Here is a 12,054-nt window from a genome sequence, read left to right as displayed (position 1 = left end):
GCGCGCAGCGGGACTGTCACGGATGGTCAAATTTGCGTGATCAATAGCAGCCTCTGTGGGCCGTTGTCCGATTGTGCGGTGACTGCCGGTTAAGAAATCGGGGCGGTGTCACGCCTCGGCGAACACCTCGGCCACCACCTGACCGGCGGGGCCCTGCTCGCCACTCACCCGCCCCCAGGTGCCGTCCCGGGCCGTCCACTCCAGCCCGCCGAAGCGGACCCGCTTCACCCCGTGGTCCTGTGCGTGCGAGACCAGCCAGTGCGCGTACCGCCAGCCGTCGCGCTGGTCGCCCGCGGTCACCGCCAGCCCGGTCTGGTCGTCCGGGTCGGTGCTCGACACCCCCCAGTCCAGCACCAGGTTGCGGGTCAACTGGGCGGCCGCCGCCGCGCCGCGCATCACCGGGGTACGCCCCACCGAGCAGGCGACCGCGCCGGTGACGTCGCCCAGCAGCGCCCGGCTGAGTACCTCGGAGTCGTCGGCCCACTTCTGGTACGCCTCGGGGAACGCCGAGCGCTGCACCCGCTGGGCGGCGTCGGTGACCCGCATCGACTCCCAGCCGCGCACCTTCTTCAGCGCCGCGTAGAACCGGTTCGCCGCGTAGCGCGGGTCGCGGATCTGCTTCGGGCTGCCCCAACCCTGGCTCGGGCGCTGCTGGAACAGGCCGACCGAGTCACGGTCGCCGTCGGCGAGGTTGCGTAGCCCGGATTCCTGGTAAGCCGTGGCCAGCGCGACCACCACGGCCCGCTCGGGCATCCCGCGCTGGGCGCCGATCGCCGCGATGGTCGCCGCGTTGGCCATCTGGTCGGCGTCCAAGGCGACCCGACCGTCGGCCTGGACCGTGCAGGTCCGCGAGGACAGCGGCAGTCGCAGCTCGTCTCCGACCTGCCGCAGGACGAGCCAGATTGCGATCACGGCGACGAGGACGAGGACCACGCCACCCGCCACGGTTGCCCGAGTTCGCACCCACACCCCCAGATCGACAGTCCGACAAGAGTACGTCCCCCGGCGACCAATCCGGGTCGTCCGACCGGTTTCGAACCGACGGGACCGACCTACGCCGACTGGAGATTCCCCCTCCGGTCGGGGTCTCACCCGACTTCCTGATCGCAGGACTATTGCCCGGATTCTCCGAATTTATCCCCAATGGTCTGTCGTCAGCGTCACGATGGCCGAGTTCGGTGGAAAGTGCTTGATCGGTCAAGCGATTGCCTGACATGACACGTCAATTACCCGGGCCCGTCAGGACCTGGGCCACGGACCGAGGAGGAGTCCCATGGGAACGCTGGATGGCGAGGTCGTGCTCATCACCGGCACCGGTGGAGGTCTGGGCCGCGTCGCGGCGCTGGCCTTCGCGCGGGAAGGTGCACGGGTCGTCGGGGCCGACATCCAGATCGATGGCAACAACGAAACGGTCGACCTCGTCCGGAAAGCCGGTGGGGAGATGACGGGCATCGCACCGGTCGATCTCACCGACCCGGAACAGGTGCGCCAGTTCGTCGAGGACGCGGTGGCGGCGTACGGCGGGCTTGACGTGGTTTACAACAACGCGGCCGCGCTCCGCTTCGGCCCGATGCCCGACTTCTCCGTCGAGGACTGGCGGTACACCATCACCGGCGAACTCGACATTCCCTTCTTTCGTGTCGAAGTTCGCCTGGCCGCACCTGGTCCGGCGCGGCGGCGGCGTCATCATCAGCGCCGCTTCCATGGCCGGAATGATCGGTGGCCATGTCCCCCCGATGGTCGGGCACGCCGCGGCGAACGCCGGCATCATCGGCATGACCCGACAACTCGCGCTCGAGGGCGCGCCCCACGGGATCCGGGCGGTGGCGATCAGTCCCGGGCCCATCGTGAGCCCGGCCAGCGAACGCGACCTCGGCGACAACCAGGCGGCCCGGGACGCGATCACCGGCAAGACGCTCGTCAAGCGCTTCGCCCAACCCGAGGAGGTCGCCGAGCTGGTGGTCTTCCTCGCGTCCGACCGGGCCTCGTACATCACCGGCGCGAACTACCCGGTCGACGGCGGCGCGACCGCGTGGTGACGGACCTCGGGGCGCCGCCTTTCCCGGGCGGCGCCCCACCCTCATCGAGGCCGTTTGCTCTGCTTAGACGTCGAGAGCGGGCACCCAGTGCGCCGGTCGTTTCTCCCGGAACGCGGTGACCCCCTCGCGTCCCTCGTCGGAGAGGAAGTATCCGGTCGACAGAGCGGACAGCCGGGCCAGCTCAGCGCGCAGCTCGGCGGTGCCCGGTTGGCGCAGCAACTCCTTCGCGCCGGCCAGTGCACCCGGGGCGCCGCGCACCAAGGAGTCGCAGTACCGGCTGACCGCCGAGTCCAGCCCCTCGACCGGGACCGCGGCGGTGACCAGGCCGATCTCGGCGGCCCGCCGGCCGTCGAAGGTGTCGCCCGTCAGGTACAGCTCGGCGGCGGCGCGCGGGTGCAGCCGGGGCAGCACGGTCGCCGAGATCACCGCCGGGATCACCCCGATCCGCACCTCGGTGAAGGCGAACGTCGCCTCCTCGGTGCAGACCGCCAGGTCGGCGGCCGCGATCAGGCCCAACCCACCGGCCCGCGCGGGCCCGGCGACCCGGGCCAGCACCGGCTTCGGGCACTCCCAGAGCGCGGCGAGCACGTCGCCCAGCATTCCGGCCGGCACCGTCCCGCTGGCATACGCGGCGGCGGTCTCCTTCAGGTCCGCGCCCGAGCAGAACACCGGACCGGTGTGGTCGAGCACGATCACCCGGACCGCGTCGTCGGCCACCGCGTCGGCCAGCCCGGCCAGCAGCTGGGTCATCAGGCCGGTGGAGAGCGCGTTGCGGTTGTGCGGGCTGTCCAGGGTGAGGGTGGTCACCCCGCGGGCCGTGGAGACCCGCACGAGCACGTCGGGAGAGGTCATGCCGGGCACACTAGTGGCCATGCCCGGCGTCCTTCCAGATGGTGAGACCGTCCCCGCCGACGGATCGCTGCCCGCCACCGCCACCACCGCGGTCGGCGCGCGCGGCTTCGGCGTGTACGTCCACGTGCCGTTCTGTGCCAGCCGCTGCGGCTACTGCGACTTCAACACCTACACCGCGGCCGAGTTGGGCGGCGGCGCCAGCCGCGAGGGGTACGCCGACACCGTGCTGGCCGAGCTGGCGCTCGCCGCCCGGGTGCTCGGCGACAACCCACCGCCCCGGGTCGACACCGTCTTCGTCGGCGGTGGCACGCCCACTCTGCTTCCCGCCGACGACCTGGCCCGCATCCTCGACGGCATCGACCGCACCTGGGGGCTGGCCGCCGACGCCGAGGTGACCACCGAGGCCAACCCGGAGTCGGTCACCCCGGAGTCGCTGAAGCTGCTGCGGGCCGCCGGCTACACCCGGATCTCGCTCGGCATGCAGTCCGCCTCCCCGGGGGTGCTGGCGATCCTGGACCGCAAGCACAGCGCCGGTCGGGCCACCGCCGCCGCCCTGGAGGCGCGCGACGCCGGTTTCGAGCACGTCAACCTGGACCTGATCTACGGCACCCCGGGGGAGCGGGCCGAGGACTTCGCCGCCTCGCTGGAGCAGGTGGTCGCAGCCGGGGTGGACCACGTCAGCGCGTACGCCCTGATCGTGGAGGACGGCACCCGGCTGGCCGCCCGGATGCGTCGCGGCGAACTGCCGTACCCCAGCGACGACGTCGCCGCGGACCGTTACCTGGCCGCGGAGGCTGCCCTCGACGCCGCCGGCCTGTCCTGGTACGAGGTCTCCAACTGGGCCCGCACCGACGAGGCCCGGTGCCGGCACAACCTGCTCTACTGGACCGGCGCCGACTGGTGGGGGCTGGGCCCCGGGGCGCACAGCCACGTCGGCGGGGTGCGCTGGTGGAACGTCAAGCACCCGTCGGCGTACGCCCAGCGGCTGGCCGCCGGCGCGTCACCCGGCCTCGCCCGGGAGGTGCTCACCGGCGACGAGGCGCACATGGAGGACGTCATGCTCCGGCTGCGGCTCACCACCGGGCTGCCGCTGGCGGTGCTCGACGCCACCGGCCGGGCCGGCGCCGAACGGGCGCTGGCCAACGGACTGCTGGCCGCACCGGAGTACGCGGCCGGCCGGGCGGTGCTCACCCTGCGCGGCCGACTGCTCGCCGACGCCGTGGTGCGCGACCTGCTGCCCTGAGCCGGCGTGCCGCCGCCGGTTGGCCCGACGGCCGTCGGCAGTCGGCCCGCCGGTCGACCGACGGCGGTGCACCGGGTCGGCCGGGGGAGCGGCCGACCCGGGTCACTTGATGAAACTGGCCGACATCGGGTAGCGGTAGAGCTGGCCCTCGTTGGCCTTCATCCCGGCGATGATCCCGAACAGGATCTGGATCACCACCACCGCGATGCTGGGCAGGAAGAGCAGGCACCAGCTCACGAAGAGCAGCACGAACGCGATGATCGACCAGAGGATCTGGAAGTTCAGCGCGGCCAGGGCTTGCGCCCGGACGGCCGGCGACTGCTGACCGCGGGCCAGATAGGCGATGAGCGGGGCGACGAAGCCCAGCGGGCCGAAGCTGATCAGCGCGCCGGCGGCGCCGCCGAAGTGCGCGACCAGTGCCCAGGTCTTGTCCTCGTTGCTGGCGTAGCCGCCGCCGGGGCCGCCGTAGGCGCCGCCGGTCGGATAGCCGCCAGGGGGATAGCCCCCGGGTGGCGGAGGGTAGCCGCCCGACGGCGGTTGGTCACCGGTGGGCGGCGGATAGCCACCGGCCGGGGGATAGCCGCCCGGGCCGGGTGCCCCGGACAGTGGTGCGGTGGGTGGCTCGGCCGAGGAGGCCGGGCCGGGAGCGGCCGGCGGGTAGGTCGGCTCCGGCGGCTGATCGCCGGGGTCTCCCGCACCGGGAGGGCGAGGTGGTTCAGTCATGGATGTCACGGTAGGGGCCCGTGGCAACGCCCACCAGAGCGACACCGCCGGGCCAGCCTGTCTGAACGGACAGCGGCGGCCTTGATCATCGCGCTGGGGGGCACGCCGACGTAGACTGGCACTCGTTACAGTCGAGTGCCAGTACGGCCCGCCGGCCCCGCCGTGCCGGCGGCCGACGTGCGACAGGAGGTGCGGAGGATGGGTCTGGACGACCGCAAGCTCGCCGTGCTCCGCGCCATCGTCGAGGACTACGTCTCCACGCAGGAGCCGGTCGGCAGCAAGGCGCTGGTCGAGCGGCACCAGCTCGGTGTCTCCCCGGCCACGGTCCGCAACGACATGGCCGTGCTGGAGGAGGAGGGCTACATCCGGCAGCCGCACACCAGTGCCGGCCGGGTGCCCACCGACCGCGGCTACCGGCTCTTCGTGGACCGGCTGTCCCGGGTAAAGCCGCTCAGCCCGGCCGAGCGCCGGGCCATCGAGCGCTTCCTGGTCGGCGCGGTCGACCTCGACGACGTCGTGCACCGCACCGTACGGCTGCTCGCCCAATTGACCCGGCAGGTGGCCGTGGTGCAGTACCCGAGCCTGGCCCGCTCCTCGGTGCGCCATCTGGAGCTGGTGCCGATCTCCACCACCCGGCTGATGCTCGTCATGATCGCCGACACCGGGCGGGTGGAGCAGCGGCTGGTGGAGCTGCCCGGGCCGGTGCATCCCGACGACGTCACCGACCTGCGCCGACTGGTCAACGAGAAGCTCGCCGGCGCCCGACTGTCCGACACGCCGCCGCTGGTGCAGGCGCTGGTCGAAGAGGCGCCGTCCGAGCTGCGCCCGGCGATGACCACGCTCTCCACCGTGCTGCTGGAGACGCTGGTCGAGCGGCACGAGGAGCGCATCGCGCTGGCCGGCACCGCCAACCTCACCCGGGGCGGCCTGCTCGACTTCCAGGGCTCGCTGCGGCCGATCCTCGAGGCGCTGGAGGAGGAGGTCGTGTTGCTCAAGCTCATCGGCGAGACCGAGCCGAGCACGACCCGGGTGCTGATCGGCGACGAGAACGAGTTCGACAACCTGCGTGCCGCCTCGGTGGTCAGCACCGGGTACGGCCCGGGCGCCACCATCGTGGGTGGCCTGGGGGTGCTGGGGCCCACCCGGATGGACTACCCCGGCACCATCGCCACGGTGCGCGCCGTGGCACGCTACGTGGGCGAGTTGCTGGCCCAGAACTGACCAGTCAGGGCCGACGGCCGGCTGCGGCCGCCGACCGGCGCAACGCGAGACGAACATGAGGACACGGAACGCAGTGGCCAGGGACTACTACGGCATTCTCGGTGTGAGCCGGGAAGCCTCCGATGACGAGATCAAGCGCGCCTACCGCAAGCTGGCGCGCCAGTTCCACCCGGACGTCAATCCGGACCCGGAGGCTCAGGAGAAGTTCAAGGACATCAACGCCGCGTACGAGGTGCTCTCGGACGACCGGAAGCGGCAGATCGTCGACCTCGGTGGCGATCCGCTCGCCCCGGGTGGCGGCGGCGCCGGCGGCCCGGGTGGTCCGGGCGGCGCCGGCCCGTTCGTCGGGTTCCAGGACATCATGGACGCGTTCTTCGGCGGCGCGGCGGGTGGCGCGCGCGGCCCGCGCCCGCGGACCCGGCCGGGCGCCGACGCGATCCTGCGGCTGGAGCTGGACCTGCACGAGACGGCGTTCGGGGTCGAGGCGCCGATCACCGTCGACACCGCGGTGCTCTGCACCACCTGTTCCGGCGCCGGCACGGCCGCCGGCACCCACCTGGCCACCTGCGAGGCGTGCGGCGGCCGGGGCGAGGTGCAGTCGGTGCAGCGCACCTTCCTCGGCCAGGTGGTCTCCGCCCGGCCGTGCACCGTCTGCCAGGGCTACGGCACCACCATCCCGCACCCCTGCCCCACCTGCGCAGGCGACGGCCGGGTGCGCACCCGCCGTTCGCTGACCGTGAAGATCCCCGCCGGCGTCGAGGACGGCATGCGGATCCGGCTGGCCCAGCAGGGCGAGGTGGGCCCGGGTGGCGGCACCGCCGGTGACCTCTACGTGGAGATTCACGAGCGGCCGCACGACGTGTACTCCCGCAAGGGCGACGACCTGCACTGCCGGGTCACCGTCCCGATGACGGCGGCGGCGCTGGGCACCCGGCTGACCATCAAGACGCTGGACAGCGAGGAGACGGTCGACGTCAAGGCAGGCACCCAGCCCGCCAGCACGCTGCGGCTGCGCGCCCGCGGTGTGCCGCACCTGCGTGGCACCGGGCGGGGCGACCTCTACGTGCACCTGGACGTCCGGACGCCGACCAAGCTCGACCCGGACCAGGAGAAGATGCTGCGCGACTTCGCCAAGACCCGGGGCGAGGAGGTCGCCGAGCTGACCAAGCAGGGCGGCTTCTTCTCCCGGATGCGCGACGCGTTCAACGGCCACGCCTGACGGGCGCGGCTAGCCTGATCATCGTGTCCGCCCCACTGTTCCTGGTCGAGTCGCTGCCCACCGCCGACACGATGACCCTCGACGGTCCCGAGGGGCATCACGCCGCCACCGTGCAGCGGCTGCGGGTCGGCGAGGAGCTGCTGCTCGCCGACGGCCGGGGCGGCACGGCCGCCGCCGTGGTCACCGCCGTCGGCCGGGGCAGCCTGGAACTCACGATCACCTCTCGGGGATACGTGGACGCGCCCGTACCCCGGCTGGTGATCGTGCAGGGCATCGCCAAGGGCGACCGGGGAGAGCTGGCCGTGCAGGCGATGACCGAGGTCGGGGTGGACGAGATCGTGCCCTGGGCGGCGGTCCGCTCGGTCACCCAGTGGCGCGGCGACCGGGGCGTACGGGCCCGGGAGAAATGGGTGGCCACGGCCCGGGAGGCGGCCAAGCAGGCCCGCCGCCCCTGGTTGCCGGTGGTGGCCGGGGCGCCGGACGAGTCGACCGCCACGGTGACCCGCCGGATCGCCGGTGCCGCCGCCGGGTTCGTGCTGCACGAGGAGGCCGACGAACGGCTGACCGTCGCCGACCTGCCGCCGGCCGGGGAGATCGTCCTGGTGGTCGGCCCCGAGGGCGGCATCGCCCCGGCCGAGCTGACCGCTTTCCGCGAGGCGGGCGGCCGACCGGTCCGGCTCGGCCCTGCGGTGCTACGGACGTCCACCGCCGGGGTGGCCGCGCTCAGCGTGCTCGCCACCCGGCTCGGCCGCTGGTAGTCCGGGCTCGGAGCCGTTCCCACCCCCGAGGGCGACGCCCGCCCCGGCTGTCCTGCCCCCGACGTCCCAGCTCCCCCAACCACCCTGCCCGCGCCCTTTGCTCTGCTTCAACCACCGCAACACTTGCGGCCGTCGGGTGTTGCGCCCGTTGAAGCAGAGCAAAGGCGCGATGAGCAGGTCGGGCGACTCGACAACCGGCGGGTCCGGCTCGATCGCGGAACCGGCGGTCAGCTGCGCAGGTAGGAGGCGCCGTTGAGGTCGACGATGGTGCCGGACGCCCACTCGGCCTGGGGCGAGGCCAGCCAGTGCACCGCAGCGGCGATCTCCTCCGGCCGGGCCACCCGGTCGAACGGGCTCTGCGCCCGGATCGCCGCGCCCGGCTCACCGCGCAGGTGCTCGGTGGTCATGTCGGTCGCCACGAAGCCCGGCGCGACGGTGGCGACGGCGATGCCGTACGGCGCGAGCGCCACCGCGAGGGACTGGCCCAGCGCGTTCAGCCCCGCCTTGCTGGCGCCGTACGCCGGCTGCGACGGCTCGCCCCGGAACGCACCCCGGGATGAGACGTTGACGATCCGCCCGCCGCGCTCCCGCATGTGCTGGGCGGCGCACCAGGTGACGTTGCCGGCGCCGGTCAGGTTGGTCTCGAGCACCTGCCGCCAGCGCTTCTGCCACTGCTCGTAGGAGGCGCCGAAGATCGGGTGCGGGTCGTCCCGGTCGCCGTACACCCCGGCGTTGTTGACCAGCACGTCCAGGCCGCCCAGCAGTTCGGCGGCCCGGTCCACCATGGCCCGGACCTCGTCCGGGTCGGTGAGGTCGGCGCGGACCACCACGTGCCCCGCGCCGGGCAGTTGGGCGCGTAGCTCTTCAGCGGCGTCCGCGGAGTCGCGATGGTGGATGGCCACCCGGTCGCCGCCGGCCGCGAACGCCGTCGCCACCGCCCGGCCGATCCCGCGCGAGGCCCCGGTCACCAGTACCGCCCGATTCGTCACGCCGGACATCCTGCCGTAGCCGCCGCGGATGTCGGGACGGGACCCTTCCTTAGACTGCCCCGATGGGATCCGATTGCCTGTTCTGCCGCATCGTCGCCGGGGAGATCCCGGCCACCGTGGTCCGGGAGACCGCCACCACGCTCGCTTTCCGGGACATCGGCCCGAAGGCGCCGGTGCACGTCCTGGTGATTCCGAAGGAGCACTACGCCGACATCGCCACCCTCGCCCAGGGTGACCCGGCGCTGGCCGGGGAGGTGTTGGCCACGGCCGCCGCGGTCGCCGAGGACGAGGGGCTGCTCGGCGACGGCTTCCGGTTGATGTTCAATACCGGCGCGTACGGCGGCCAGGAGGTGTTCCACGCGCACGCGCACCTGCTCGGTGGCGCGCCGCTCGGCCCGATGCTCGCCCGGGACCTGGCGTGAGCACCGAGGCGGCGTCGACCCGAGTCGTGGACGAGCGGCTGGGCCGGCTGGTCCGCCGGGTGCAGGCCGACGCCCGGGTGCCGGCGGTGTCGGCGGCGCTGCACCGGGCCGACCGTCCGCTGTGGAGCTGCACCGTCGGCGGCACCGGCACCGACAGCCCGTTGGGGCCACGCACCCAGTTCCGGATCGGCTCGGTCACCAAGACCTTCACCGCGGTGCTCACCCTCCAGTGCCGCGACGACGGGCTGCTGGACCTGGACGACCCGGTGGGCCGGCACCTGGACCTGCCCGCGCACGGTGAGCTGACCGTCCGCCGACTGCTGTCGCACACCGGTGGTCTGCAACGCGAGCCGTTCGGCGACGTCTGGGACAGCCTGCGCGCGCCGGACGCCGGGCAGTTGGTGGCCGAGCTGGACCGGGCCGAGCGCGTGCTGCCGCCGGCCCGCCGATTCCACTACTCGAACCTTGGCCTGGCCGTGCTCGGCCAGCTGGTCGCCCGGCTGCGCGGCGGCAGTTGGGCCGAGGTGCTCGCCGAGCGGGTGCTGACGCCGCTGGGGCTGACCGACACCACCGTGACGCCCGGGCCTGCGGCGGCCACCGGGTTCCTCGTCGACGCGTACTCCGACGAGGCGCACCCGGAGCCGCCGACCGACTTCGGCGCGGTCGGCCCGGCCGCCCAGCTCTGGAGCACCGCGACGGACATGGCCCGCTGGGCGGCGTTCCTCGCCGACCCGGCCGCGTTGGACCCGGCCGGCGCGGTGCTCGCCCCCGCCACGCTGGACGAGATGCGCTGGCCGGTGACCACCACCGACGAGACGCTCTGGGGGGCCGGCTTCGGGCTCGGGTTGATCCTGGTGCCGCAGGGCGAGCGGGTGGTGCACGTGGGGCACGACGGGGCCATGCCCGGTTTCCTGGCCGCGGCGTACGGCAGAAGGGGCGGCGACGGCACGGCGGGCGCGATGGGCGCCGCGGTGCTCGGCTCCTCCGGCACGGCGGCGGAGCTGTTCGACCTGCCGCACCGGCTGCTCGCCGCGGCGGTCGAGCACGACCCGGCCGAGATCGAGCCGTGGCGGCCCGGCGCACCCGCTCCGGCCGCACTGCGGGGTCTGCTCGGTCGCTGGTGGGGCGAGGGTTTCGAGTACGTCTTCTCCTGGCACGACGGCACGCTGCAGGCGCGTGGGGCCGGCGACCCGGCGGGACGCCCACCGGCGGTCTTCACCCCGCTGCCGGACCGGCCGGACGTGTTCCGCACGGTCTCCGGTCGGGAGGCCGGCGAGCTGCTGAGGCTGACCCGGGACGAGTCGGGCGCCGTGGTCCGCATGCACTGGGCGACGTACCGCTTCACCCGCCACCAGGAGACCTTCGACCGGTACGACTTCCGGGCCGGGAGCTGATCGCGGCCAGCGGAAATGGACGCGATGCGGGCCGCGTTGAACGGATACGATGGGGGTAACGTCCGCACGCCGTGCCAGCAGGGCCGGCGGAGAGATCGAGAGCAGGTGCGCAGGGCCCTTCGGCCCGACCTATGACTGGCACCCCACCTCCCGGCCCGCCCCGGGTGCAGACCAGGATCACCGTGCCCGACTCGAAGATCATGGTCAATCTGCTCGGCGCAGGTGACGAGATCCTGCGACTCGTCGAACGCTCGGTCACCAGTGACGTGCACGTGCGTGGCAACGAGATCACCATCACCGGTGCGCCCGCGGACAACGCCCTCGCCGAGCGGGTCTTCACTGAGCTGCTCGAACTCATCGAGAAAGGCGAGACCCTGACCACTGACGCGGTTCGGCGTACCGTCGGCATGCTCGAGCAGGGCAGCGCCGAACGGCCCGCCGAGGTCCTGACGCTCAACATCCTCTCCCGGCGCGGACGCACCATCCGCCCCAAGACCCTCGGGCAGAAGCGGTACGTCGACGCGATCGACTCGCACACCATCGTCTTCGGCATCGGCCCGGCCGGCACCGGCAAGACCTACCTGGCGATGGCGAAGGCCGTCCAGGCGTTGCAGGCCAAGCAGGTCAACCGGATCATCCTGACCCGGCCGGCGGTCGAGGCGGGTGAGCGACTGGGCTTCCTGCCCGGCACGCTGAACGAGAAGATCGACCCGTACCTGCGCCCGCTCTACGACGCGCTGCACGACATGCTCGACCCCGAGTCGATCCCGAAGCTGATGGCCGCGGGCACGATCGAGGTCGCCCCGCTGGCGTACATGCGCGGCCGGACGCTCAACGACGCGTTCATCATCCTGGACGAGGCGCAGAACACCACGCCCGAGCAGATGAAGATGTTCCTGACCCGGCTCGGCTTCAATTCCAAGATCGTCGTCACCGGTGACGTCACCCAGGTGGACCTTCCCGGCGGCACGACCAGCGGTCTGCGGGTGGTCCGGGAGATCCTGGAGAACGTCGAGGACGTGCACTTCGCCCAGTTGTCCAGCTCCGACGTGGTCCGCCACCAGCTGGTCGGGCAGATCGTCGACGCGTACGCCCGCTGGGATGAGCGGGAGACCCAGCAGGCGCAGGGCGTCCACGCGGTGCCCGGGCGACCCGCCCAGGGCGGCCGTGCCGGCCGCCGCCGTTAAAGCAGAG

Annotated in this window: 12 protein-coding genes and 1 pseudogene; 9 read left to right on the top strand and 4 right to left on the bottom strand. The window is 72.8% G+C overall.

What is annotated here, in order from left to right:
- Positions 1 to 108: 108 nt before the first annotated feature.
- The gene (locus ACWD5O_RS22945; RefSeq protein WP_354965590.1) at positions 109 to 969 is read right to left on the bottom strand and encodes a hypothetical protein; all 861 of its coding nucleotides are present in this window, start codon (positions 967 to 969) and stop codon (positions 109 to 111) included.
- 304 nt (positions 970 to 1,273) lie between these two features.
- On the opposite strand from ACWD5O_RS22945, the pseudogene ACWD5O_RS22940 reads away from it, so the two are divergent.
- A pseudogene (locus ACWD5O_RS22940) lies at positions 1,274 to 1,549 on the top strand (SDR family NAD(P)-dependent oxidoreductase); the annotation flags it as partial.
- 88 nt (positions 1,550 to 1,637) lie between these two features.
- Positions 1,638 to 2,039 carry an SDR family NAD(P)-dependent oxidoreductase gene (locus tag ACWD5O_RS22935; protein ID WP_450086500.1) on the top strand — a complete coding sequence of 134 codons (402 nt, stop codon included), beginning with the start codon at positions 1,638 to 1,640 and terminating at the stop codon, positions 2,037 to 2,039.
- A gap of 63 nt (positions 2,040 to 2,102) precedes the next feature.
- Here the strand turns inward: ACWD5O_RS22935 and ACWD5O_RS22930 are convergent, their stop codons facing one another.
- Positions 2,103 to 2,891 (bottom strand): enoyl-CoA hydratase-related protein, encoded by a 789-nt coding sequence (locus ACWD5O_RS22930; protein ID WP_354965588.1) that lies wholly within the window; start codon positions 2,889 to 2,891, stop codon positions 2,103 to 2,105.
- Between the two features lie 19 nt (positions 2,892 to 2,910).
- Between ACWD5O_RS22930 and hemW the strand changes: the two genes are divergently transcribed.
- A complete protein-coding gene (gene hemW / locus ACWD5O_RS22925) occupies positions 2,911 to 4,134 on the top strand; it encodes a radical SAM family heme chaperone HemW (protein WP_450086535.1) in 1,224 nt (407 codons plus the stop codon).
- Positions 4,135 to 4,236: 102 nt separating this feature from the next.
- Here the strand turns inward: hemW and ACWD5O_RS22920 are convergent, their stop codons facing one another.
- A complete protein-coding gene (locus ACWD5O_RS22920; RefSeq protein WP_354965587.1) occupies positions 4,237 to 4,857 on the bottom strand; it encodes a DUF4870 domain-containing protein in 621 nt (206 codons plus the stop codon).
- A 198-nt stretch (positions 4,858 to 5,055) separates the two neighbouring features.
- On the opposite strand from ACWD5O_RS22920, the gene hrcA reads away from it, so the two are divergent.
- The 3 genes from hrcA (at position 5,056) to ACWD5O_RS22905 (ending at position 8,055) form a co-directional block, all read left to right on the top strand.
- Complete coding sequence (gene hrcA / locus ACWD5O_RS22915) at positions 5,056 to 6,078, top strand: heat-inducible transcriptional repressor HrcA (protein WP_074313627.1); 1,023 nt, start codon at positions 5,056 to 5,058, stop codon at positions 6,076 to 6,078.
- A 73-nt stretch (positions 6,079 to 6,151) separates the two neighbouring features.
- Positions 6,152 to 7,297, top strand: coding sequence for a molecular chaperone DnaJ (gene dnaJ / locus ACWD5O_RS22910; protein ID WP_172899204.1), 1,146 nt, complete (start codon positions 6,152 to 6,154; stop codon positions 7,295 to 7,297).
- 23 nt (positions 7,298 to 7,320) lie between these two features.
- Positions 7,321 to 8,055, top strand: coding sequence for a 16S rRNA (uracil(1498)-N(3))-methyltransferase (locus tag ACWD5O_RS22905; protein ID WP_354965586.1), 735 nt, complete (start codon positions 7,321 to 7,323; stop codon positions 8,053 to 8,055).
- Positions 8,056 to 8,282: 227 nt separating this feature from the next.
- Here ACWD5O_RS22905 and ACWD5O_RS22900 read toward each other — a convergent pair whose 3' ends face one another.
- Complete coding sequence (locus ACWD5O_RS22900) at positions 8,283 to 9,044, bottom strand: SDR family NAD(P)-dependent oxidoreductase (protein ID WP_354965585.1); 762 nt, start codon at positions 9,042 to 9,044, stop codon at positions 8,283 to 8,285.
- Positions 9,045 to 9,106: 62 nt separating this feature from the next.
- On the opposite strand from ACWD5O_RS22900, the gene ACWD5O_RS22895 reads away from it, so the two are divergent.
- From ACWD5O_RS22895 to ACWD5O_RS22885, 3 genes are all read left to right on the top strand, one after another.
- Positions 9,107 to 9,466 carry a histidine triad nucleotide-binding protein gene (locus tag ACWD5O_RS22895; protein ID WP_089019445.1) on the top strand — a complete coding sequence of 120 codons (360 nt, stop codon included), beginning with the start codon at positions 9,107 to 9,109 and terminating at the stop codon, positions 9,464 to 9,466.
- On the top strand, positions 9,463 to 10,860 hold the full coding sequence (locus ACWD5O_RS22890; protein ID WP_354965584.1) for a serine hydrolase domain-containing protein: 1,398 nt from the start codon (positions 9,463 to 9,465) through the stop codon (positions 10,858 to 10,860). Before ACWD5O_RS22895 ends, ACWD5O_RS22890 begins: the two co-directional genes overlap by 4 nt.
- 131 nt (positions 10,861 to 10,991) lie before the next feature.
- Positions 10,992 to 12,047 (top strand): PhoH family protein, encoded by a 1,056-nt coding sequence (locus ACWD5O_RS22885; RefSeq protein WP_354965583.1) that lies wholly within the window; start codon positions 10,992 to 10,994, stop codon positions 12,045 to 12,047.
- Positions 12,048 to 12,054 lie beyond the last annotated feature (7 nt).

This window comes from Micromonospora sp. NPDC005161, assembly GCF_053599855.1.
This window is presented reverse-complemented; position numbering and strand designations above follow the sequence as displayed.

Coding starts and splice junctions, on each gene's coding strand:
- ACWD5O_RS22930 (WP_354965588.1), bottom strand. CDS start 2,891: ATGACCTCTCCCGACGTGCTCGTGCGGGTCTCCACGGCCCGCGGGGTG.
- hemW (WP_450086535.1), top strand. CDS start 2,911: ATGCCCGGCGTCCTTCCAGATGGTGAGACCGTCCCCGCCGACGGATCG.
- ACWD5O_RS22920 (WP_354965587.1), bottom strand. CDS start 4,857: ATGACTGAACCACCTCGCCCTCCCGGTGCGGGAGACCCCGGCGATCAG.
- hrcA (WP_074313627.1), top strand. CDS start 5,056: ATGGGTCTGGACGACCGCAAGCTCGCCGTGCTCCGCGCCATCGTCGAG.
- ACWD5O_RS22895 (WP_089019445.1), top strand. CDS start 9,107: ATGGGATCCGATTGCCTGTTCTGCCGCATCGTCGCCGGGGAGATCCCG.
- ACWD5O_RS22885 (WP_354965583.1), top strand. CDS start 10,992: ATGACTGGCACCCCACCTCCCGGCCCGCCCCGGGTGCAGACCAGGATC.